The sequence below is a fragment of the Rubneribacter sp. genome, from assembly GCF_965361815.1.
Map to the genome: position 1 here is coordinate 1 of NZ_CBDTNW010000146.1, position 21,809 is coordinate 21,809.

Genomic DNA, 21,809 nt, shown 5'->3' on the forward strand with positions numbered 1-21,809 from the left:
GTGCCCGGATACACCTAAGCGGGCTGAGCCGACGGGCGAACCACGTGCCGCTTGCTGTCACTATGCGCATATACCCCTACGGGTATATGCGCAGCTCACCGGGAGGAAAAACCGTTAACCAACCAGGAAAAAGAGGGAAGGTTATGAAACGCGTGGAGGGCCGGGAAAACGGGCCGCAGGTTCGCAATAGGGAAAAACTTGTGCCATTTTCGGCTGGTTTCTGGTCACAACGCGTCATGAGCGAAAAGAGGCCGGAAGCAACCAGGCTTCCGGCCTCGCGTTTTCGTGGTGCCCTTGACAGGATTCGAACCTGCGGCTTTCTGCTCCGGAGGCAGACGCTCTATCCCCTGAGCTACAAGGGCGCAAGACGGGATTATACGCTATGATGGTGAAAATCGGAAAAACAATGCAAGGAAATATCACGAACATGAGGCAAACCGTTTCAATCGAGCGCATGGGGTACGGCTCGGAGGCCGTGGGGCGCCTTGCCGATGGCAAGGCTGTTTTCGTGGAAGGCGCGGCTCCGGGCGATGTGGCCGTGGTGGAGGTGACCGAGGAGAAGCCCTCCTTCGCCCGCGCGCGCCTGGTGTCGGTCGAGGAGCCCTCGCCCGATCGCGCGCTTCCGGCGTGCTCGCAGGCGTCGCGCTGCGGCGGGTGCCCGTGGGCGCACCTGTCCTACGAAGCCCAGCTATCGGCTAAGCGCGACAACGTGGTGGCCGCGCTTGCGCGCACGGCCGGCATGGACGCCGCGCGGGCCGAGGAGCTGGTGGCCCCCTGCGCGCCGAGCAAGCGGCAATGGGGCTATCGCAACAAGCTGGAGCTGGGCGTTGGCCGGGGACCCGACGGCTCGCTGGAGCTGGGGATGCGCCGCGAGGGGACCGACGAGCTTGTCCGCCTCGATGTCTGCCCGCTTGCGAACCGCCTGATAGAGCGGGCGCCCAAAGCGCTGCGCGGCGCCTTGCGCTACGCCGAGGGGGCGCAGGATCTGGGCATCTTCCGCGTGGGTGTGCGTGGAAGCCTGCGCACGCGCGACGTGGAGGTGGCGCTGTGGGCCAAGCCGGGGCCGTTTCCCCGCGCGCATGTGGCGAAGCTCGCCTCGAGCGCGATGCGCAAGGCGGGTGTCGTGCGCGTGCTGTCCGAGCCCGGGCGGGCGCGCAAGGTCAAGGGCGTGGAGGCGCTCGAGGGCAGGGGATGGTGGTCCGAGGAGCTGGCCGGAGCGCGCTTTTCCGCAAGCGCCCCGTCGTTTTTCCAGGTGAACACTGCTCAGGCGGAGAAGCTGGTAGCCGAGGTGGTGGAGGCGCTGGGAGGGGAGCGGGGCCTGTCCGGGGCCTTCGTGGCCGATCTTTACGCAGGCGCCGGCACGTTCTCCGTCCCGCTCGCGGCTGCGGGAGCCGAGGTGGCGGCCGTGGAATCGGCGGGCACCGCCGTTCGCGACCTGCGCCGCAACGCCGCGGCCAACGGCGTGGACGTGGAGGTGGTGGGTGGCGACGCCGCGCGCGAGCTGCCTTCGTTCGGCGAGCTGGACGCGCTCGTGGTGGATCCTCCGCGAGCCGGCTTGGCCGACGGGGTGGTCGACGACATAGCCGCGGCGCGCCCTGCCCGCGTGGCGTACGTCAGCTGCAACCCCGCCACCTGGGCCCGCGACGTCGCCCGCTTCGAGGCGCGCGGCTACCGCCTTGTGCGCGTACGGCCGGTGGACCTGTTCCCCCAAACCCACCATGTGGAGCTTGTCGGCTCCTTCGAGCGCGCCTGACCGCCCCGTTCGCGCGGGCGGCAGCGTCACGTTTGCCGCAGCGCCGCCACCCGTGCCGCAGCGCGGGCGCCCCGGCGTCCGCGCTGTCGCGCGCCCAGCGTGGATGTTCTAAGATTTTTCCCTCATCACGGGTGCGACCTGCTAGACTTCTCCTTCGGTATGCGACGATTCCGCCCGCCGCGCGCGGGCTTGAAACGGCAAGCGAGACAAGACAGAAGGAGCCGACATGGCGCAGTACACTCCCGAATACCAGCCCACCGGCGACGAGGTGGCGGTGATCAAGACGTCCAAGGGCGATGTCCGCGTGCAACTGGCCGGCAAGGACGCCCCTATCCACGTGGGCAACTTCGTCGAGCTGGCGCGCAAGGGCTTCTACGACGGCCTGAAGTTCCACCGCTACGTGCCGGGCTTCGTCATTCAGGGCGGATGCCCGAACACGCGCGATCTGACTCCCGACGAGGTGGTCAAGAAGGCCGGCAACCCCTTCGCGGGCCTGGGCACGGGCGGCCCGGGCTACACCATCAAGGAGGAGTTCTCCACCAACCCCAACAACAAGCACGCCGACGGCGCGCTGGCCATGGCGCGCTCGCAGGATCCCAACTCCGCAGGCTCGCAGTTCTACCTGTGCCTGGGCGCCCAGCCCATGCTCGATTCGGGCTACACCGTGTTCGGCCAGACGGTCGAGGGGATGGACGTCATCGGGCAGCTGCGCGTCGGCGACGAGATCCTGGGCATCGAGATCGAGAACGCGGCGGAATAGCCCTGCCGCGCATGCGCAGTACGCACAGACCGAAGGAAGCCGATGAATAACGACCTGTTCCAGCAAGCCCGCAGCGCCTACGCGCGCCGAGACTACGAAGGCGCGCTGGCCGCGTACACCCAGTGCCTGCAGGACGCCGGCAGCCCGCTTGCTCCCGGCGAAGCGGGCCAGCTGTATCATCAGATAGGGAACTGCCTGGTCAAGCTCAAGAACCATGGCGAGGCCATCCAGGCCTACACGCAGGCGACCGCCGATGCGGCCTACGATGCGTGCGGCGCGGTGAACTACAACCTGGGAATGGCCTACGCGGCGCTGCACGACTACGAGGACGCGGTCAAGCACTTCGAGGTGGCCGTGTCCGACGCCAAGTACGACGCCGCCTACAAGGCCTACGCCGGCATGGGCAGCGCGCTTTTGAAGCTGGGCAAGTCGGCCGAGGCCGGTGTGGCGTTTCGCGAGGCGGCGCTTGACGAGGCCAACCCCGATCCCACGAAGGCCCTTTTGAACCTGGGCGTGTGCTTCATGGCGCTCGACCGCCCCTCTGATGCGGTGGCCTCCTACGAGAGCGCGCTGCAGTTCGACATGGCGCCCGACACGCGCAACAAGCTCTACGCCAACCTCGGCCAGGCGTACGTGGCCTGCGGGCAGATGCAGAAGGCCGCCGCCGCGTTCGAGGAGGCCATCGCCGACAAGACCTACTTCCTGTCGGACTCGGCTAGCGTGGACTACCAGCGCGCCGTGGCCGCCGTGGCCCAAGGCACGGCCGAGATCACCCAGGTCATGGCTCCGGTGTCCGCCGGCGCCGACATGTCGGGCCTAGACGTGGCCGCCGACGGCAGCGCGATGTACGTGGACCAGGACCCCTACGGCGACGCCCAGTCCGATCCGTACTATTACGCCGACCCCTACGCCCAGGCCGGCCCCTACGGCGCCGTGCCGGGCGGGGACGACCGCTTCTTCAACGCAAGCGACGAGGAGCTTGAGCAGTGGTCGCGCGGCCTGGCCAAGCAGGATCGCAAGCGCAGGAACGTGGGGCTGAAGATCCTGCTCGTCATCGTGCTGCTGGTGCTGGCGCTGTTCGGCGCGGCGGCCTTCCTGTACACGCAGGGCTGGGGCTACCCGTCCCAGGAGACGGTGGTCCGCCAGCTGTTCGCCGACCCGGAGAACGCCGCGTCCAGCGTGTTCTCGAAGGAGGTGGGCGCCGAGAGCGCCGCGTCCATGGTGGAGCCGGTGGTGCAGGACGCCGATCCGAACATCGACGGCATGGACCGGTCCATGAGCGACTCCACCGTGTACGTGACGGCCAAGACGGCCGAAGGCGGGGAAGTGCAGTACAAGGTCTCGCTTGTGCGCGACCTGATCGGCTGGAAGGTGTCCAGCGTGGAGCTGTACTTCGCCAGCCAGAACTGAGCGGACGTTCGCGTCGGCGCCTGGTCGCGCGGGTTTGCCTCGCGCGCCGCGCCGCTTCGCGTTGTTCATCCGATGGAAGAGAGAAAGGGCAGTACCGCATGGCAATCCAGAAGACCTACACCATGATCAAGCCGGACGGCGTCCGCAACGGCCATATCGGCGAGATCGTCAACCGCTTCGAGCGCGCGGGCCTTGCCATCGAGCGCATGGAGCTTGGCATGGTGACTCCCGAGCAGGCCAAGGCCAACTACGCCGAGCACGAGGGCAAGCCGTTCTACGAGGGCCTCATCTCCTACATCACGAGCGGCCCCGTGGTGAAGATGGTCGTGTCCGGCGAGGGCGCGGTGGCCAAGTGCCGCTCGCTCATGGGCGCCACTAATCCGGCCGAAGCGGCCCCCGGCACGATTCGCGGCGATTTCGGCCTTGTTATGGACGAGAATGTCATCCATGGATCGGATTCTCCCGAGTCCGCCGAGCGCGAGATAGGCATCTTCTTCGCGTAGGGGCGCGCCTCTTCCGACGGCGCGCCGCGCGCCAAGGCCCCTCCGCCCGGCACGGTCGGAGGGGCCTTTCCGTTTTGCCGCAGACAGCGCCCACCCAGACGAGAAACGGACGAGAGCATGCTCTACCGAGTCATCGATGCAAGCGAGCTGCCGGCGCTCGTGTCGGCGTTCATGAAGTCCTACGAGGTGGTGGCCCCCGTCAAAAGCGAGAGGGGGTACGTGTTCGAGGCCGTCTCGTCCCCTGACGAGATAGAGCTCTCCTACGACACCACCGTGTCCTCGCCGAAGAAGTACCTGCTGCCGCCGGTCGAGACGCTCATGACCTTCGACGCGCGCGACAACCGCGTGACGGACTTCGCGGCCGAGATAACCCCGCGTGTGATATTCGGCGCGCACGCCTGCGACATCAACGCCATCAACCGCTTGGACCTCGTGTTCCGGGACGGGCGCTACCCGGACCCGTACTACACGGCGCGCCGCAACGCCACCTTGGTGGTGGGCATCGGCTGCACGCCGTCGGACACGTGCTTTTGCCATTTGTGGGACGCCGACGAGGCGCGCTTCGGCTACGACCTGTTCCTGCACGATCTGGGGGACAAGTACCTGGTGAGCATCTCCAGCGTGGAGGCGGCCAACATCTTGGAGGCCGCCTGCGATCCGCGCGTGGCCACCGACGAGGACCGCATCGAGTTCCGCCACGCCACGCGTCGGCGCCAGGCGGCCTTCAACCCCGCCATCCCCGACGTCCAGGACGTGGCCATGCTCATGGACGCGTTTCACAAGGACCCGTACTGGGAGGAGCTGGGCGGGCGCTGCCTGGCGTGCACGGCGTGCTCGGCCGTGTGCCCCACGTGCTTTTGCTTCGACATACGCGACACGCTGGACCCCTCCGGCAAGACGGGGCGGCGCGAGCGGGTGTGGGACGCCTGCACGGCGCCGCAGTTCGCCGAGGTGGCCGGCGGCCACAACTTCCGCGCCGACGGGCGCACGCGCGTGCGGCACCGCATGTACCACAAGCTCAACGGATTCCTGGCCAACCACGACCGCATGCTGTGCGTGGGCTGCGGACGCTGCGTGAAGGCGTGCAAGGCCAAGATCAACCCCATCGAGGTGCTCGAGTTCTTCGAGAGGAAGGGGGCCGAGGATGCCCGGTAGCTGCGCTGTGTCCACCGTGCAGGTGCATCCGTTCTTCGACGAGCCGGCGCCGCGCTCCGGCGCCGAGATGATGATGGCGAACCCGTACCGGCCCTGGCCGGCGCGCATCACGTCCATCACCGACCTCACGGCCACCGAGAAGCTGTTCGAGTTCCGCCTCATAGACGAGCGCATACGCGACGCGTTCTGCCACGAGCCGGGCCAGTTCGTGGAGGTGAGCATCTTCGGCGTGGGGGAGGCCCCCATCTCCATTTCCAGCTCGCCGTCCAAACGCGGGTTCATCGAGCTCACCGTGCGCCGCACGGGCCGCTTCACCGAGGTGCTGCACCGCATGCAGTGCGGCGACATCGTGGGCTTGCGCGGCCCGTTCGGGCGGGGGTTCCCCTTCGAGGACATGAAGGGCCACGACATCCTGCTCGTGGCCGGCGGCCTGGGGATAGCGCCTTTGCGCTCGCTCATCAACAACATCCACGACGAGCGCTCCGAGTTCGGCAAGGTCACCATCATCTACGGATCGCGCACGCCCGCCGAGGTGATGTTCCGCAGCCAGTTCGAGATGTGGCGCCACCGCAAAGACTTCGACCTGTATTTGACCGTGGATCATCCCGACAGCACGTGGGATGGCGAGGTGGGCCTGGTCACAAAGCCCTTCGAGCATTTGGAAGTGGATGCGGGCAACACCTTCGGCGCCCTGTGCGGGCCCCCGGTGATGTATAGGTTCGTCATCGACGAGATGCGCAAGAAGGGCATCAGCTACGACCACATCTACTGCAGCTTCGAGCGGCACATGAAGTGCGGCATGGGCAAGTGCGGCCACTGCCAGATCGGGCACCAGTACGTCTGCATCGACGGGCCGGTGTTCAACTACTGGGAGGCCAAAAACATCCAGGGGTCGATGTAGGATGGAGGGGATCGAGATGAGCGGAACCTGCATAGCCTGCCAAGAGGGCCCCTCCGCGCCCCGCGTGGTGGTGGCGGGGCTGGCCAGCTGCTTTGGCTGCCAGCTGCAGATCACCAACGGCGAGGCGCACCTCATGGACGTGCTGGGGCAGATCGACGTGCGCTACTGGCAGCTGGCGTCGAGCGATCCCATGCCGGATGAGTTCGACGTGGCCGTCATCGAGGGCGCGGTGACCACCGAGGAGTCCGAGCGGACGGTGCGCATGCTGCGCGAGCGGGCCGCCACGCTCATCGCCATAGGGGCCTGCGCCACCACGGCCGGCATCCCGGGCATGGCCGCCGAGCGCTTCATGGAGCGCCCCGGCCAGGTGTACGACCACGTGCCCGACGCCTGCGGGGCCATGATAGCGCCGCGGCCCGTGAGCGCGGTGGTGGACGTGGACTTCGAGGTGCGCTCGTGTCCCATCGACACGCTGGACTTCGTGGACGTGCTGCAGCGGGCGCTCTACGGCTCCAACAAGCAGTTTGCCACCAAGACGATGTGCGGCGACTGCAAGCGCAACGAGACGAGCTGCTTCTATGGAGCGCAGACGCTGTGCCTGGGGCTGGTGACCACGGCCGGGTGCGGCGCGAAGTGCGTGAACCTGGGCCGGCCGTGCAACGGATGCCGCGGGCTGTCGCCGGACGCCAACCTGGCCTCGGCGCGCGAGGCCGTTGCGCGCTACGGCGTGCCCGTGGAGGAGTTCGACCGCGCCCTGCAGATGTTCAACCAGGTGAATCCCGCCCTTGCGGCAAGCGAGTGAGGAAGCGAGCCATGACGAAGACCGCCATACACGTCGACCATATCGCCCGCGTGGAAGGCCACGGCAACGTGCACGTGGTCGTGGAGGACGGCCAGGTGAGAACCGTCGAGATGAACGTGGTGGAGCCTGCCCGCCTCTTCGAGAGCATGGTGCGCGGCCGGCCCTTCCACGAGGTGTCCTACATCGCCTCGCGCATCTGCGGCATCTGCTCGGCAAGCCATGTGGTCACCGACCTTCTGGCCATCGAGCGCATCTTCGGCGTTGAGGCGAGCGACCGCACGAACGCGCTGCGCGAGCTTTTGGTGTACGGCTCGTACCTGCAAAACCACGCGTCGCACCTGTTCGTGTTCGCCGCCCCGGACTTCTTGGGCCACAAAAGCGTGTTCCCCTTGGCCGAGACGGACCCGGAGCTGTTCGAGCAGGCGCTTGCCCTCAAGGCGCTCGGCAACGAGCTGTGCACGCGCGTGGGCGGGCGCTCCATCCACCCCATCACGGCGGTGGTGGGCGGCTTCACGCACGAGCTGGCGCCCGGGGAGTACCGGGAGCTGGCCGGCAAGCTGGACGCGGCCCGGCCGTTCGCGCTGGCCGCGGTGGACCTGTTCCGCTCCTTCGAGGTGCCCGCCATCCAGACCGCCGGCGACATGCTGGCCATGACGGCGCCCGGGCGCTACCCGGTGTGCGATTCGCGGACGGCGCGCTTCCTTGACGCGGGGGTGGAGTTCGACGCCGACGACGCCGCGCGCGAGGTGGAGGAGTATGCCGTGGGGCACTCCGCGGCGCTGTTCTCGCGGGTGCGTGCCACGGGGTCGCCGTTTTTCACCGGCGCGCTCGCGCGCGTGAACGCCTCGTGGCAGCATCTGAGCCAGGACGCGAAGGTGGCGGCGGCCAAGGCCGGCCTGCGCCCGCCCGAGCGCAACCCGTATCTGAACAACGTCGCCCAGGCTGTTGAGCTGGTGGACGCGCTGGAGCGTTGCGCTGCGCTGTGCCGTCGGCTGGCCGAGAAGGACGGTTTCGCGGGATCGAGCGAGCCTGCGCCCTTCGAGGTGCGCGCCGGGAAGGCCGCGGGCCTCACCGAGGCGCCGCGCGGGGCGCTGTTCCACGAGCTGGAGCTGGACGAGGAGGGTTGCGTCGTGCACGCGTCCATCGTCACGCCCACGGCCCAGAACTGCGCCAACCTGGAGGCCGACATGCGCCTTCTGGCCGAGAAGCTGGTGTCCGCAGGCGCCGAGCCCGCCGACATCCAGCTTCAGGTGGAAAAACTCGTGCGCGCCTACGACCCCTGCCTGTCCTGCAGCGTGCACTGAGGGTTGGGCGCGCGTCCCGCGCCCACTTGTGCCCCTCGTGGATTTTCCCTTATGGGAAGCCCTCTGTGCTAGAATTCGGGTCTACTTGGAATTGAGACACAAGGGGTTTGCCTGTATGTCCTTCTTCGATATGTTTTCGGGTCTGACCGGCCAGATGTCCACCGACATGGCCATAGACCTCGGAACCGCCAACACCTTGGTCGCCATCCCCGGCGAGGGCATCGTCGTGAACGAGCCTTCGGTCGTGGCCATCGAGAAGGCGACGCACCGCGTGCTCGCCGTGGGCCACGAGGCCAAGAACATGATCAACCACACGCCCGAGGCGTTCTCGGCGGAGCACCCCCTGCACGACGGCGTGGTGGCCGACTACGACGTGACCGAGGCCATGATCTCGGCGTTCATCAACAAGGCCGCGCCGCGCAAGTATCCGTGGCAGGCCAAGCCGCGCATCGTCATCTGCATTCCGTGCGGCGCCACCTCGGTGGAGAAGCGCGCGGTGTTCGAAGCCGCCGTCCAGGCGGGCGCGCGCCAAGCGTACCTCATCGAGGAACCCATGGCCGCGGCCATGGGCGCTGATTTGCCCGTCACCGAGCCCACGGGCTCTATGGTGGTGGACATCGGCGGCGGCACCACGGAGGTGGCCGTCATATCGCTCGGCGGCATCGTGACGTCGTCGTCTCTGCGCCTGGCCGGCAACCGCATGGACGAGGCCATCGCCATGCACCTGCGCGACCTTCTGGGCATCAAGATAGGCGAGCGCACGGCCGAGATCATCAAGATCAAGATCGGCTCCATCCTGCCGTTCGAGGACGGCCGCGAGCGCGACATGATCATCTCGGGCCAGGACGTCATCACCGAGCAGCCCAAGGAGGTGACCATCCAGTCCGAGGACGTGCGCCAGGCCCTCATCGCCCCGTGCGAGGAGATGGTCGTGCACATCAAGGAGACGTTCAAGAAGACGAACCCGGACCTGGCCAGCGACATCATCCAAAACGGCATCCTGCTCACGGGCGGCGGCGGCTTGCTCTCGGGCCTGGACCGCTATCTGACCGACAAGCTGGAGATCCCGGTCTGGACGAGCGAGACGGCGCTCACCAACGTGGTCATGGGCTGCCTCAAGGTGCTCGAGACGCCCACGGCGCTCAAGCAGACGCTCATGCGCTCGAAGTAAGGGCGGACCCACCCGCTTATGGCGCTCAACTTCCAACAGAGAGGCTCGGTGCTCGCGCGCCGGGCCCTGCTCGCCGCACTCCTCGTCGCGTCCGTCGCCATGGTGGCGGTGTATTCGCGCGAAGGGGAGGGCGGGCCGCTGCATGCCGTGCAGGGCGCGGTGTCGGGGGCTGTGGCGCAGGTGGGCTTCGCGGGTGCGGCGGCGGGCGCCGCGGGCGAGTCGGCGGCTGCGGGTGTAGGCGACCTTGTGGCCGACGAGGGCACGCTGTCGGGCCTGCGGGAGTACAACGCGGAGCTTGTGGAGCAGTACTCTCAGATGGAGGAGTACCGGCAGGAGAACGAGCGCCTGCGCGCCCTGCTCGACCTGAAGGACGCCTACGACGTGGAGGGCGTGGGCGCCCGCGTCATCGGGCGCAGCTCGGAGGCGTGGAACCAGACCGTCACCATCGACAAGGGAACCGCCGACGGGGTGGACACCGGGCTTACGGTCACGGCCGCCTCGGGCGTGGTGGGGCAGGTGGTGTCGCCGGTGTCGGAGCACACGGCCACGGTGCGCCTTCTGACCGACCCCCAGTCGGGGGCGGCCGCCATGGTGCAGTCCAGCCGCGCCGAGGGCATCGTGCGCGGCTCGCTCGAGGGGCTGCTCTACCTGGAGTACCTTGACGCCGACGCCCAGGTGGCCGTGGGGGACGTGGTGGTGACCTCGGGAATGGGGGGCAGCTACGCCAAGGGGCTGCTCGTGGGCACGGTGGTGAAGGTGGACGCGCAGCAGGGCGATTCGTCGCGGCGCGCGGTGGTCGCCCCCAACGACACGGCGTCGTTGCTGGAGGAGGTCCTCGTCGTGAGCGGCGGGGCAACGGGCGGCTTGCCGGAGGGCTTGTCGGATGAGGACGCCGCGGCCTCCTCGGGCGGCCTTGACGATTCCGCCGGCCAAGGGGAGGACGGCGCCCAGGGAGGCGATGCCTCGTGAGCCTTGAGAGGAACAACGCCGTGGTCGCGATAGGCGCGGTGGTCGCCGTGCTCTTGCAGATCGTGGCGGCGCCCAACCTGTCGCTGTTCTCGGCCCAGCCGAACTTCCTGCTGGCCTACGTGCTGGCGGTGTCCATCGCGCGCCCGCTCGACGCGGGGCCGGTGCTGCCGTTTGCGCTGGGGCTGTTCTACGACCTGAGCGGCTCGGGTCCGGTGGGGGGCATGGCGCTGCTGTTCACGGCCGTCTCCTTCGCGGCGTCCCGCGCCTTCTCCGTCTTGGACAACGACACGCTGTTCATGCCCCTGACCATCCTCGTGGCAAGCGCGCTGGCGGTCGAGATGCTCTACGGCGCGCTGCTCATGGCGCTGGGGCTTCCCGCGGGCGCCCTTGACGCGTTCGTCTACCGCGCCCTGCCCTGCGCGCTCTACGACTGCGTGGCGGGGCTGGTGCTGTACCCGATCATGACGCGGCTTCTGTCCGGCGGCTCTCAGGATCGCGGACTGCGCTCGCCGCGGTTGCGGTAGGGGGCGGTCGCATGCTCGTCGCCGTCATAGCAGCCGTCGCGACGGTCGTCGTCGCGCTTACGGTCATCGTCGCGGTCTTCGCGGTGGTGAGGGGGCGCAGGTCGGACAACGTCAGCGTGAAAAGGGACGTGCGCTCCATCAGCTCGGTGGGCGTGTCGTCCTCGCTTCCCGACGCCGACCGGCGCGTGGCCGGATCCGCTTCGTCCCCAACCTCCCCCCAGCGTTCGGCCTCAGGTCCGGCGGGCGATCTGAAATCGCGGTTCGTGGCCATGGGGGTGCTGGCCGCCGGGGTGTTCGGGTCCCTTGCGGTGAAGCTTTGGAGCATGCAGGTGCTCGAGCAAAGCTCCTACGCGCGGGCCTCCGACGAAAACCAGTACGCCACCGTGTACGAGCCCGCGCCGCGCGGCTTCATCCTGGACGCCGACGGGCTGGCGCTCGTGAAGAACCGCACCTCCCTCACCGTGCTGGCCGAAGCCGACGTCGCCGACGATCGGGACGTGATCATGCGGCTCTCGGCGCTTTTGGGCGTGCCGGCGGGCGTGGTGCGCAACCGTGTGCGCGACGCCACGGCGGGCGCGCAGAGCAAGCGCGTGGTGGCAAGCGACGTGCGCATGCGCGACGCGGCCTTCATCATGGAGCATTCCGACGCGTTTCCCAACGTCACCGTGCAGGAGCGGTCGGTGCGCGAGTACCCTTACGGCGCCTTGGCGGCGCACGTGCTGGGCTACACGGGGGCGGTCACCTCCGACGACCTTGAGAAGGTGGCCGAAGGGCGCGACCTGGAGTCGGGCGACGAGGTGGGCCGCGCGGGCGTGGAGGCCGCCTACGACGACCTTTTAGCCGGCGACCACGGCGAATCGAAGGTGGTGGCCGACACCAACGGCAACGTGGTGGAGGTGGTGAGCCAGACGCAGCCCGTCAAGGGCTCCGACGTCTACCTGACCATCAAAGGCCCCGTGCAGTACGCCTGCGACCGCGCGCTGGCCGAGCTCATCGCGCCCGACAACGGCACCGTGGGCAGCGGCACCGGCACGGCGGGCGCCGCGGTGGTCATGGACGTGACCGACGGCGGCATCGTGGCCATGGCGAGCTTTCCCACCTACGCGCCCGAGACGTTCGTGGGCGGCGTCACGCAGGACGTGTGGGACGTGTACCAGGCCGACGACGCCCACACGCCCATGCTCAACCGCGCCATCCAGGGGACCTATCCCGCCGCCTCCACCTACAAGGCGTTCACGGGCCTGGCGGCGCTGGCCTACGGGTTCGCCGACACGAAGCGCACCTGGTCCTGCGGCGGCTCGTGGGACGGCTGGGGGTCGGGCGATGTGCAGAAGTGCTGGAACCATGCCGGCCACGGCACGCTGGATTTCCGCGGGGGCATCGTGAACTCCTGCGACGTGGTGTTCTACGACATAGCCTACAACTTCTTCCAAAACCGCGAGGCCGTGGGCGAGACGGCCATGCAGGACTACATCAAGAAGTACCGCTTCGGGGAGGCGACGGGCATCGATTTGGCCGGCGAGGACGTCGGGCGCGTGCCCACGCCCGCATGGAAGGCCGAGTACTTCCGCGACACGCCCGAGGAGGCGGCGTGGAAAGGCGGCGACTCCACCAACATGGTTATCGGCCAGGGCTACGTGCTGACCACGCCCCTGCAGGTGGCCGTGGCCTACGGCGCCATCGCCACCGGCAAGATCATGCGCCCCCACGTGCTCAAGGAGGTGCGCAACGTAGCCGGCGACGTTGCGCTCACGTTCCCGACCGAGGTGGTGGCCGAACCCGACGTGCCCATGTCCGACCTGGCCGTGGTGCGCGACGCGCTCAAGGGAGTGTCCGTGGAGAACGCCGAGATAGCCGCCGTTTTCGCCGAGAACGGCATAGATCCGGCCACCGTGGCCTGCAAGACGGGCACGGCCGAGGTGGCCGGCAAGGACGACTTCGCCTGGTTCGCCTGCTATGCGCCCTACGACAACCCGAAATACGTGGTGGCCTGCGTGGTGGAGGAAGGCGGCGGCGGCTCGGCCGTGGGCGCCCCTCTGGGCGCGCGCCTTTTGGCCGCGGCGCTCGACTACGATGCGGGCGAGCTTGCCGACATGGGCGTGGTGGCCGGCTACGCGGGCAGGTCGGTGGAGTACGTCGGCTCCTCCAGCGGGCGGACGGACTAGGAGGAGAGCATGCCGCAGCTTCCCCAGATCGACTCGTTGAAGACGCCCGACCGCTCGGTTGCCCAGGCGACCCGTGCGCGGCGCCTGCCCTGGCTCAACCTCCCCTTCGTCGCGGTGGTGGCGCTGCTTGTGTGCTACGGGCTGGTGGTGGTGTACTCGGCCGTGCGGGGGGATGCCGATTACAGCTTCTCGCGCCAGCTGGCCGGCGTGGCCATGGGAGCGGTGCTCATGATTTTGATCTGGCGGTTCGACTACCGCCGGCTCTCCAACTACACCACGCTCTTCCTCATTGTGAACGTGGTGCTCATCCTCTCCCCGCACATACCGGGGCTGGGGACCGACGCCGGCATGGGGGCGAAGTCGTGGATTCGGCTGGGCATGCAGATCCAGCCCGGCGAGTTCGCCAAGATGACGGTCATCTTGCTGGACGCCAGCATCATGGCGCGCTACGGCGGCAGGCTCGACGATGTGCGCGAGTACCTGAAAGCGGTCGGGCTTATGCTCGTGCCGTTCGCGTGCATCATGACCCAGCCCGACTTGGGCACGGGTCTGGTGTATCTGTTCATCGCGGCTGCGGCGCTGGTGGCGGGTGGCGCGAGACCGAAGTTTTTGCTGGTCACGCTGGCTGTTGGCATTGTGGCGGTGGCGGCGGTGTTTGCCATCGACGAGGCGATCAAAAACTCTGCGGGCGAATACAAGCTGCTCAAGCAGTACCAGCGCAACCGCCTGCTCGTGTTCTTGGATCCGAACATCGATCCTACGGGGGAGGGCTACAACCTGCGGCAGGCCCAGATCGCCATCGGGTCGGGAGGGCTGTTCGGCAAGGGGCTGTTCCAGGGCACCCAGCACGCGCTCGGCATCCTGCCCGAGGCGCCCACGGACTTCATCTTCTGCGTGCTGGCCGAAGAGCTTGGGTTTTTCGGTGTAATGGTGCTGCTGGCGCTGTACGCATCGCTCGTTTTGATATGCTTGCGCATCGCAGCTTCGGCCGGCGACTTGTTCGGCACGGTCATCGTCATGTGCGTGGTCGGCATGTGGCTGTTCCAGATACTGGAGAACATCGGCATGGACTGCGGGCTTATGCCCATCACGGGCATCCCCCTGCCGTTCATGAGCTACGGATCGTCTTTCATGGTGCTCAACTTCATGATGATCGGTCTTGTCGGATCCGTGTGGTCCCATGGAACGGCGGCCAAGCGCTAGGGAGGAAGGACGGATATGCAGCTACCTGTGGACGTCAAAGCGGTGATCGACGAGGCCATGAACATCGACGAGGCCCGTCGCACCCCCCTTTCGGTGAGCGTTTACATCGACGAGAGCGCGCCGGGCGACGTGCAGGCCCACGTGCGCCAGGCGTTTGCCAGCGCCTCGCCGCATGCGCGCGTGTCGCTCACGTACCTGGACGGCCGGACGCTCGCGCCGTATCCCGGCGACGACATGGCCGTCATCGTGGCGGGTCTGGGGGAGCAGGTGGGCCGGTGCGCCGAGCAGATCCGCCAGGCGGGCGTGCCCGTCATGGTGGCCACCACCTTGCCGTCGCTTGTGGCCGAGATCGCGCAGGCGTCGGGGCATCCCGTTCCCCAGGGCGACATCGTCGCCCCGAAGGCGCCTCCCGCCCTTCCGGAGTCCTCGCCGGCCGGGCGTGAGGCGGCGCCCTGCGAGCCTGTCGCGCTGGATGCGGCAGCGGCGGCGTCCTTGTCCGAGCTTATGGGGGGCTGGGTGGTGGCCGCGTGCGAGGACAAGCGCCTGGCGTTCGCCTTGGCGTTCCCGTTTGTGCGCAAGCCCTTGTCCATGGAGTCCGTGAACGCCACGGCGTTGCAGAACGCCGGCGTGGGGCTGCTCGTCGTCATTCCGGGCGCCGACATGCCCGTCATGACGCTTAACCAGGCGAAGATGCTGCTCATGATAGCCGCCGCCTACGGGGAGGAGCTGAACCTGGCGCGCGTGAAGGAGCTGGCGGCCCTTGTGGGCGGTGCGTTCGCGTGCCGCGCCGTCGCGCGCCAGCTGGCGGCGTTCGTCCCTGCGCTCGGCTGGGCCGTGAAGGCGGCCATCGGCTACGCCGGCACGCAGGCCATGGGCCGCGCGGCCATCGAGTACTACGAGGGCGAGGCTTTGGGCAAGCTGGCCGAGGCCGTGGGGGCCGCGCGCGACCGCGCGGTGCAGGCGGCGGCGAGGAGCGCCGCGCAACGGGCCCGCGCGACGGGCGCGACGGCCGCCCGCGCCGTGCGCGCCGCCGTTGCCGGGAAGGTGGGGCGATGAGGGACCTGTGGCCCCGGATAGAGCCGCTGCTCGCCGAGGCTGAGCGGCCCTCGCGCTATCTGAACCACGAGTTCGGATGCGTCCGCAAGCCCGAGGCGGGCTTTCGCTTCTGCATGCTCTATCCCGACACCTACGAGCTGGGGCAGGCGAACCAGGCGCTGCGCATTCTCGTGAACGCCGTGAACGCCCGCGACGGCATGGCGGCCGAGCGGGCCTTCCTGCCCGCGCCCGCGTTCTGCGACACGCTGCGCGCCGAGGGCGTCCCCCTGTTCTCCGTCGAAGGCTGCTCTCCTGTGGCCTCCTTCGACGTCGTGGGCATCACGCTGCCGCACGAGCTGGCGGCGACCAACGTGCTGGAGGCGCTTGATCTGGCGGGCATCCCTTTGCACGCGGCCGACCGCGCCGAGGACGACCCCCTTGTGGCGGGGGGCGGGCCCTGCGCCTTCAACCCCGAGCCCTACGCCCCCTTCTTCGACTTCTTCAGCATCGGCGAAGGGGAGGAGGCCCTGCCCGAGGCGCTGGAGATCGTGCGGCGCATGCGGGACGCGGGGGCGCCGCGCCGCGCCATCCTGCGCAGGCTCGCCCAGGAGCCTGGCTGCTACGTGCCCTCGCTGTACCGCTGGCTGGACGAGGCCGAGGCGCAGCGCGCGGGATCGTGGGCGCAGCCTGTGGAGGAGGGCGTGCCGGCCCGCATAGACAAGCGCCTGTTCGCAGGCTTTGCGGAAAGCCCCGGCTGGGAGCCGTGCGTCGTGCCGTTTTCCGAGGTGGTGCACGACCGCCTGAACGTGGAGGTGCTGCGCGGATGCGCGCGCGGGTGCCGCTTCTGCCAGGCCGGCATGATGTACCGTCCCGTGCGCGAGCGCTCGGCGGACAACGTGGTGGAGTCGGTGCTGCGCGGGCTGGCCGCCACCGGCTACGACGAGGTGAGCCTGACCTCGCTCTCGTCCACCGACCACTCCCAGATAGCCGACATCCTCATGCGCGTGAACCGCGCCTGCGAGGGCAAGGGCGTGCGCGTGTCCGTGCCCTCGCAGCGCCTGGACGCGTTCGGCGTGGACATGGCGGGGCTGGTGGCCGGTCAGAAGAAGGGCGGGCTTACGTTCGCGCCCGAGGCCGGCACGCAGCGCTTGCGCGACGTCATCAACAAGAACGTGACCGAGGACGACTTGTTCGGCGCCATCGACGCGGCGTTTTCCGCCGGGTGGCGCAGGTGCAAGCTGTACTTCATGCTGGGGCTGCCCACCGAGACCGACGAGGACGTCAAGGGCATCGCGAGCCTGGCCCAGCGCGCCTACGACCGCGCGAAGGCAGCCGTGGCGCCGGAGCAGCGCGGCAACGTGCGCGTGAGCGTGTCGTGCGCGCTGTTCGTGCCGAAGGCTCAGACGCCGTTTCAGTGGGACGGGCAGATACCGCCCGAGGAGGCGCTGCGGCGCGTGAGGCTGCTGCGCAACTCGGTGAAGTACAAGGCGGTGGACGTGCACTGGCACGATCCGGCCACGAGCTTCGTGGAGGCCGTGATGAGCCGCGCGGGCCGCGAGGCGGCCGCGTGGGTGGAGGCCGCATGGCGGCGCGGCGCGCGCTTCGACGCCTGGACCGAGCACTTCAACGAGGGGGCCTGGCGCGAGGCGGCCGCCGAGGCGGGCATCGACCCGGAGGCCGTCGCCCAGACGTCGTATTCCACCGACCGCGTCATGCCGTGGGCGCACATCTCCACGGGCGTCTCGACGCGTTGGCTCGCGCGCGAGCGGAAGCTGGCGTCGGCGGCGCGCACCACGCCCGACTGCACCTTCGGCGACTGCTCGGCATGCGGGGCCTGCCCCTCCCTCGGGGCCGACAACGAGCTTGCCCGCCCGCGCGTCGCAAACCCCTCCGCTCCGGCCGATTCCCAGGAGGCGTCCCATGACTGACCCGAATCTGTTCCGCTTGCGGGTGACCTTCTGCAAGCAGGGCCGCCTCGTGCTGCTGTCGCATTTGGAGGTGGCGCGCGCCTTGGAGCGCGCCGTGCGCCGCGCGGGGCTTCCCTACGCCGTGAGCAACGGGTTCTCGCCCCATATGCGGATAGCGTTCGGCGCCGCCCTGCCGGTGGGGGTGGGGGGCACCGGCGAGTTGTTCGACCTGCTGATGACGCGTTACGTGTCTCCCGAGGAGGCGCTTTCCGCCCTGAGGGAGGCGAGCGTGCCCGACCTCATGCCCAGGTCGTGCGCCTACGTGGGCCCGCGCGCGCCCGCCGCGTCGGCGGCCTACCCGGTGAGCACCTACCGGGCGCTGCTCTCCTGCGCGCCCGCCCAGCTTCCCGTTCCGGCCGAGGTGGCGGTGATCCGCAAAAAGAAGGAGAAGCGGCTGGCCGTCCCCGAGTTCTTGGCGGGGGAGATGCGGCTTGCGGGGGCGGTGCTCACCTTCTCGCTCAGGGCGGGACGTTCCGGCAGCCTGCGCCCCGACGTGCTCCTGCGCGCCTGCTGCGCCCAGGCGAACGTCGCCGACGCCGACGAGGGCTCCCAGGAGCCGCTTTCGCTTCTGGTGGACAACGAGGAGCCGACGCTCATAGACGAGCGCGCTCGCGATGCGCAGGAGCCGTTGCGCGTTTTGAGCATCACGCGCATCGCCCAGGAGGCGTAGAGCGCGGACGCCGCGTAGGGTGCGGCCGCCGGCTCGCCGGCGCGATTCGCCGGTTCGCTGGAGCTGCCCGTCGATTCGCCGGCGCAATCCGCCGTTTCGGGCCGAGGGGCTTTCCTTCGTGCAAGATGAATTGCGAAAAACGTCCGTGTTCCCGAGTTATGAGTCTTCTCTTGGGGGCCTTTCCGGGTCCTTGCCGGACGCTGTTCTCTCACTGACTCGAAATCACCAGGTCATAAATTGAAATCTTGGAAGTCAGCGGATCGCTGGCTGCGAAAAGGACTCATAACTCAAGGACTTGGGACTCATAACTACCGGCAACTTGGGCGAAAACGGTCGATTTCCGCTCAAGCCGCCGTCGACAGGGGCCGATCTCCCGCGAGTTGGTCACAAACCGCGCCCCATGGCACGCCGGACGGCCGATCCGGCGCGCCGGCGGGCCGCGCGGTTTTCGCGACCTGGGATTTCTCCGGACGCGAGGGGCGCGGAGGGCGGGAAGACGGTCCCGCGCGTGCCACAGGGCGCGGTTTGTGACCAACCTGCGGGCGGCCCCCGCCGAACCGCCTCCGGCGGGACCGTGTCAATGGCAGCTTCATAGAAAGCCGCACCATGCGGACATCATGCACGCATGCTGCAGGAAGCTGACATGCGGGCCGCGCGCTTTCCGCACGCGCAGCACCTTCAACTTGCAACCCGCAGCCAAAACCCGCAACCCGCCTTCAGCCCGCAGCAATCCGCATCCCATGCGCTCTTGCAGCCCGAAGCCCACTCGCACCCCACGCGCTCTGCAGCCCGAAAGCCGCTCGCGATACACGTGCTCCCGCGACCCGTAACCCGCTCGCAACCTGCAACCTGCGACCCGCCCATTCCCGCAGCTGCTGCCCGCTTTTGGCCCGCAACCCGCACGCAACCCGCAACCCGCGCGCCCTCCGAAGCCGCACGCCCTCCGCACGCCTGCTCGCGGCCTGCGCGCTATCGCGCGCCTCCGCCTCCGCCGAAGCCGCCGCCTCCGCCGCCGGAGAACCCGCCGCCAAAGCCGCCGCCGCTCGAGAAACCCCCGCTCGCAGCCGACAGAGCCTCCGCCGCAGCGGAAAGCGAGTTCTCCAGCGTGGACTCGAACATCTCTCCCACCGACGGCAGCGCCTCGCCAGTAAGCGTGTTGCCGCTCGTATACCAGAACCACCAGGGCATATACGTGACCCCCAACGATCCGTCGTACTCGAACACCTGGGGCACGGTGGTCCGCAGCTGCTCGATAGCCTCGTCGGCCACGCCGAACAGGTACGCGTACACCATGAACTCGCCCCACACCTTCACGTCGGTGGGCGGACGCTCGTCCAGCGACGAGAAATCGCGCAGCCAGTTGCGCAGCGCCTTGCAGCGCGCCACCAGGTTGTTCCCGCGCACCGTTCGCCGCGGCATGTAGTTCGCTATCACGCCCAGTGCCACGGCCGTGGGCAGCGCGAACACCAGGGGGATGAACGTGTCGGACACAAGGGACGCCGCCACGCCCAAGCCCAGCACCACGGCCAACGCCACCAGCACGACGGTCCGATAGCGCTCGCTTTTCGCTTCGAAGAAGTCCTGCTTGTTCGTTTCCGCAGACAGGACGCCCTGCCACGAATCCAGGGCCTCCGTGAACTCCTCGGGGTGGTCCTCCCCGTACTGCTTGATGCTGCCGAACCACAGTGAATCAGCTCCATCTGCGACGCGCCCGAACAGCAAGTCAAGCGCCTCGCGATCCACGGGACTCTCAACGGCATCGGCCGCCGGCAACCTGGTGATGTAGTAGTCTTCCTTCGTGCGCTCGCGCAGCAGCCCTTTCTCCTGGTAGCTGCCGGAGTCAATGCGCACCGCGCCCACGTGCGCCAAATGCATGACCGTGGCCGAGAAGTCGTCGGAGTCCTCGCGATCCCAACGCCACAGCCGCCCGATCACCGCAGGATGCACCGAAGGGTCGGGCACGTCGCGCCAGTACTCGTCCGTGAAGTCGGGCTTGTGCTCTCGCCCGAAGCGGAAGTACGCCCACAGCGCCCAGGCAAGCAGCAGAACGCACAGCGCCGCGCACCCTATCACAAACGCCAAGGACGTCATGCGGTCCCGATTAGCCTGATCAGACCACGCCTGTTCCTCGGCAAGCACGTCGTCCAGGCGCGAGACGCCGCCGTAGCGCGCCGCGGCCTCAGCCGATAGGTTCGTCAGCCATTCAACGGGGAACACCACGCGCGCCTCGGCAAACTGCCCCGCGCGCACGTGCGGCACCCGGTAGACGACGGACCCGTCCGCATTCACGGAAACGGTTCCGTCCAACGGGCCGTGACCCCACGCGCGCACGTTCTCACCCGCCTTCACTTCCTCGCCTTGCGGAACGGGGAGCGTGAGTGTCATGGACACGCTGTCGGAATCTTCGGCCCATTGCGATCCCACGTACTTCCAGTACACCTCGCCCACGTCCTCGTACGCCCTCACGCCGCCGAGCACCGTGTAATCCAGCTCCACCATCATGCGCGTATCCGACTGGTTGAAGAACACGTACACCGTGTTCTGCGGCTCGTCGAACGAGTACGCGTCAACACCCGGCCCGCCCTCGTCGCGCCACGAGAGCACGAAGGGCACGCTCCCAAGCGTCGTCCACTCCCCGACAAGAGCACCTTCGGCATCCAACAGACCCATGCGCACGCCGTTGATCTGGATGGACGCGCCCGCCGGCAGATTGTCGCCCAAATTCCACCACAACGCTGTGAAATCTCCGTCGAAATCGAACACTCGCTGCTCAACCACATGGAGGGAGCCGTCGGTTTCCACCTGGGCCTGAATGTCCACGCTCGGCATGGCGTAGGACTTCGCCTCCGCCCGCGCGGGAAACGCCACCGCCAGCGCAAGCAGCGCCATCAGGGCCAATGCAACCGCCAGCAGAGGCGTTAGCGGCCGGGGGAGGACTGCGGCGGAAACGGAGCGGAGGGAGGATTGTGATGCGAGGCGGGCAGGGGCCTCTGATGCGAGGCGGGCGGGAGCGCTCGGCGCGGGACGCGCAGGGCGCGCAGGGGCGAGACGGGCGAGAGCGCTCGGCGCGGGGCGGAGGGAGGCGAAGAGGCGGAGCCCGGCGCTCTCGGCGTTCGACCCGGCGCCCATCTCGGCATTCGCGGCGCTCGCTCCAGCGCTCGGCTCGGAGTTCGTCCCGGAGCTAGCAGCGCTCGCCCCGGCGCGCGCCCCGGAGTTCGCGACACTCGCTCCGGCGGCCGCCCCGACGCTCGTCCCGGCGCTTACGGCGTTCTCGGCGCGAAGATACGTTCCGCTCGTGTTTTGCACGATCATGCTCCTTGCAACTTGAGGATGGTCACGCTATCATAGCAAACCGCATCCATTATACTGCGGAGAGCTGACCGAGAGGCCGAAGGTGCTCGCCTGCTAAGCGAGTATACGCCACAAGCGTATCTGGGGTTCGAATCCCCAGCTCTCCGCCACTTTTCCCTATTGCACAGATACTGCGAGCCTCAACGGGCGCCAATCCCTCGAAATC

General features: G+C 68.2%; 17 protein-coding genes and 2 tRNA genes. 17 read left to right on the plus strand and 2 right to left on the minus strand.

Going from position 1 to position 21,809, the window contains the following annotated elements; all coding sequences use genetic code 11:
• Window positions 1–286: 286 nt before the first annotated feature.
• Window positions 287–362: transfer RNA gene (locus ACWKY3_RS10690), tRNA-Arg, on the minus strand.
• Between the two features lie 65 nt (window positions 363–427).
• On the opposite strand from ACWKY3_RS10690, the gene rlmD reads away from it, so the two are divergent.
• The 16 genes from rlmD (at window position 428) to ACWKY3_RS10770 (ending at window position 18,292) form a co-directional block, all read left to right on the plus strand.
• A complete protein-coding gene (rlmD, locus tag ACWKY3_RS10695; RefSeq protein WP_449316394.1) occupies window positions 428–1,753 on the plus strand; it encodes a 23S rRNA (uracil(1939)-C(5))-methyltransferase RlmD in 1,326 nt (441 codons plus the stop codon).
• Window positions 1,754–1,979: 226 nt separating this feature from the next.
• Window positions 1,980–2,513: a peptidylprolyl isomerase gene (locus tag ACWKY3_RS10700; protein ID WP_449316395.1), complete on the plus strand. Its 534-nt coding sequence runs from the start codon at window positions 1,980–1,982 to the stop codon at window positions 2,511–2,513.
• A gap of 42 nt (window positions 2,514–2,555) precedes the next feature.
• The gene (locus ACWKY3_RS10705) at window positions 2,556–3,923 is read left to right on the plus strand and encodes a tetratricopeptide repeat protein (protein WP_449316396.1); all 1,368 of its coding nucleotides are present in this window, start codon (window positions 2,556–2,558) and stop codon (window positions 3,921–3,923) included.
• 98 nt (window positions 3,924–4,021) lie between these two features.
• Window positions 4,022–4,426, plus strand: a complete 405-nt coding sequence (ndk, locus tag ACWKY3_RS10710) for a nucleoside-diphosphate kinase (protein ID WP_449316397.1) — start codon at window positions 4,022–4,024, stop codon at window positions 4,424–4,426.
• 117 nt (window positions 4,427–4,543) lie between these two features.
• Window positions 4,544–5,581, plus strand: coding sequence for a 4Fe-4S dicluster domain-containing protein (locus ACWKY3_RS10715; RefSeq protein WP_449316398.1), 1,038 nt, complete (start codon window positions 4,544–4,546; stop codon window positions 5,579–5,581).
• Entirely contained in the window at window positions 5,571–6,482 is a 912-nt protein-coding gene (locus ACWKY3_RS10720; protein ID WP_449316399.1) for an FAD/NAD(P)-binding protein, read from the plus strand. The genes ACWKY3_RS10715 and ACWKY3_RS10720 overlap by 11 nt, the downstream gene beginning before the upstream one ends.
• 16 nt (window positions 6,483–6,498) lie before the next feature.
• Window positions 6,499–7,284 (plus strand): NADH-quinone oxidoreductase subunit B family protein, encoded by a 786-nt coding sequence (locus tag ACWKY3_RS10725; protein WP_449316400.1) that lies wholly within the window; start codon window positions 6,499–6,501, stop codon window positions 7,282–7,284.
• Between the two features lie 11 nt (window positions 7,285–7,295).
• Window positions 7,296–8,588, plus strand: coding sequence for a Ni/Fe hydrogenase subunit alpha (locus ACWKY3_RS10730; RefSeq protein ID WP_449316401.1), 1,293 nt, complete (start codon window positions 7,296–7,298; stop codon window positions 8,586–8,588).
• A 115-nt stretch (window positions 8,589–8,703) separates the two neighbouring features.
• Window positions 8,704–9,759 (plus strand): rod shape-determining protein MreB, encoded by a 1,056-nt coding sequence (gene mreB / locus ACWKY3_RS10735; RefSeq protein ID WP_449316402.1) that lies wholly within the window; start codon window positions 8,704–8,706, stop codon window positions 9,757–9,759.
• A gap of 18 nt (window positions 9,760–9,777) precedes the next feature.
• Window positions 9,778–10,728, plus strand: a complete 951-nt coding sequence (gene mreC, locus ACWKY3_RS10740) for a rod shape-determining protein MreC (RefSeq protein ID WP_449316403.1) — start codon at window positions 9,778–9,780, stop codon at window positions 10,726–10,728.
• On the plus strand, window positions 10,725–11,252 hold the full coding sequence (gene mreD, locus ACWKY3_RS10745) for a rod shape-determining protein MreD (RefSeq protein WP_449316404.1): 528 nt from the start codon (window positions 10,725–10,727) through the stop codon (window positions 11,250–11,252). The genes mreC and mreD overlap by 4 nt, the downstream gene beginning before the upstream one ends.
• Before the next feature lie 11 nt (window positions 11,253–11,263).
• On the plus strand, window positions 11,264–13,417 hold the full coding sequence (gene mrdA, locus ACWKY3_RS10750) for a penicillin-binding protein 2 (RefSeq protein ID WP_449316405.1): 2,154 nt from the start codon (window positions 11,264–11,266) through the stop codon (window positions 13,415–13,417).
• Between the two features lie 9 nt (window positions 13,418–13,426).
• Window positions 13,427–14,620, plus strand: a complete 1,194-nt coding sequence (gene rodA / locus ACWKY3_RS10755; protein ID WP_449316406.1) for a rod shape-determining protein RodA — start codon at window positions 13,427–13,429, stop codon at window positions 14,618–14,620.
• Between the two features lie 15 nt (window positions 14,621–14,635).
• A complete protein-coding gene (locus ACWKY3_RS10760) occupies window positions 14,636–15,676 on the plus strand; it encodes a hypothetical protein (RefSeq protein ID WP_449316407.1) in 1,041 nt (346 codons plus the stop codon).
• Window positions 15,673–17,583 (plus strand): TIGR03960 family B12-binding radical SAM protein, encoded by a 1,911-nt coding sequence (locus tag ACWKY3_RS10765; RefSeq protein ID WP_449316408.1) that lies wholly within the window; start codon window positions 15,673–15,675, stop codon window positions 17,581–17,583. Before ACWKY3_RS10760 ends, ACWKY3_RS10765 begins: the two co-directional genes overlap by 4 nt.
• On the plus strand, window positions 17,576–18,292 hold the full coding sequence (locus ACWKY3_RS10770) for a TIGR03936 family radical SAM-associated protein (RefSeq protein ID WP_449316409.1): 717 nt from the start codon (window positions 17,576–17,578) through the stop codon (window positions 18,290–18,292). The genes ACWKY3_RS10765 and ACWKY3_RS10770 overlap by 8 nt, the downstream gene beginning before the upstream one ends.
• Before the next feature lie 969 nt (window positions 18,293–19,261).
• On the opposite strand, the gene ACWKY3_RS10775 is transcribed toward ACWKY3_RS10770, so the two are convergent.
• Entirely contained in the window at window positions 19,262–21,181 is a 1,920-nt protein-coding gene (locus tag ACWKY3_RS10775) for a DUF2207 domain-containing protein (protein ID WP_449316410.1), read from the minus strand.
• A 481-nt stretch (window positions 21,182–21,662) separates the two neighbouring features.
• Here ACWKY3_RS10775 and ACWKY3_RS10780 point away from each other — a divergent pair.
• Window positions 21,663–21,753 (plus strand) — tRNA-Ser (locus ACWKY3_RS10780).
• Window positions 21,754–21,809 lie beyond the last annotated feature (56 nt).

What these genes read in the sequence shown, in the direction of transcription:
- rlmD (WP_449316394.1), top strand. Translation starts at nt 428, where the DNA reads ATGAGGCAAACCGTTTCAATCGAGCGCATGGGGTACGGCTCGGAGGCC.
- ACWKY3_RS10700 (WP_449316395.1), top strand. Translation starts at nt 1,980, where the DNA reads ATGGCGCAGTACACTCCCGAATACCAGCCCACCGGCGACGAGGTGGCG.
- ACWKY3_RS10705 (WP_449316396.1), top strand. Translation starts at nt 2,556, where the DNA reads ATGAATAACGACCTGTTCCAGCAAGCCCGCAGCGCCTACGCGCGCCGA.
- ndk (WP_449316397.1), top strand. Translation starts at nt 4,022, where the DNA reads ATGGCAATCCAGAAGACCTACACCATGATCAAGCCGGACGGCGTCCGC.
- ACWKY3_RS10715 (WP_449316398.1), top strand. Translation starts at nt 4,544, where the DNA reads ATGCTCTACCGAGTCATCGATGCAAGCGAGCTGCCGGCGCTCGTGTCG.
- ACWKY3_RS10720 (WP_449316399.1), top strand. Translation starts at nt 5,571, where the DNA reads ATGCCCGGTAGCTGCGCTGTGTCCACCGTGCAGGTGCATCCGTTCTTC.
- ACWKY3_RS10725 (WP_449316400.1), top strand. Translation starts at nt 6,499, where the DNA reads ATGAGCGGAACCTGCATAGCCTGCCAAGAGGGCCCCTCCGCGCCCCGC.
- ACWKY3_RS10730 (WP_449316401.1), top strand. Translation starts at nt 7,296, where the DNA reads ATGACGAAGACCGCCATACACGTCGACCATATCGCCCGCGTGGAAGGC.
- mreB (WP_449316402.1), top strand. Translation starts at nt 8,704, where the DNA reads ATGTCCTTCTTCGATATGTTTTCGGGTCTGACCGGCCAGATGTCCACC.
- mreC (WP_449316403.1), top strand. Translation starts at nt 9,778, where the DNA reads ATGGCGCTCAACTTCCAACAGAGAGGCTCGGTGCTCGCGCGCCGGGCC.
- mrdA (WP_449316405.1), top strand. Translation starts at nt 11,264, where the DNA reads ATGCTCGTCGCCGTCATAGCAGCCGTCGCGACGGTCGTCGTCGCGCTT.
- rodA (WP_449316406.1), top strand. Translation starts at nt 13,427, where the DNA reads ATGCCGCAGCTTCCCCAGATCGACTCGTTGAAGACGCCCGACCGCTCG.
- ACWKY3_RS10760 (WP_449316407.1), top strand. Translation starts at nt 14,636, where the DNA reads ATGCAGCTACCTGTGGACGTCAAAGCGGTGATCGACGAGGCCATGAAC.
- ACWKY3_RS10765 (WP_449316408.1), top strand. Translation starts at nt 15,673, where the DNA reads ATGAGGGACCTGTGGCCCCGGATAGAGCCGCTGCTCGCCGAGGCTGAG.
- ACWKY3_RS10770 (WP_449316409.1), top strand. Translation starts at nt 17,576, where the DNA reads ATGACTGACCCGAATCTGTTCCGCTTGCGGGTGACCTTCTGCAAGCAG.
- ACWKY3_RS10775 (WP_449316410.1), bottom strand. Translation starts at nt 21,181, where the DNA reads ATGGCGCTGCTTGCGCTGGCGGTGGCGTTTCCCGCGCGGGCGGAGGCG.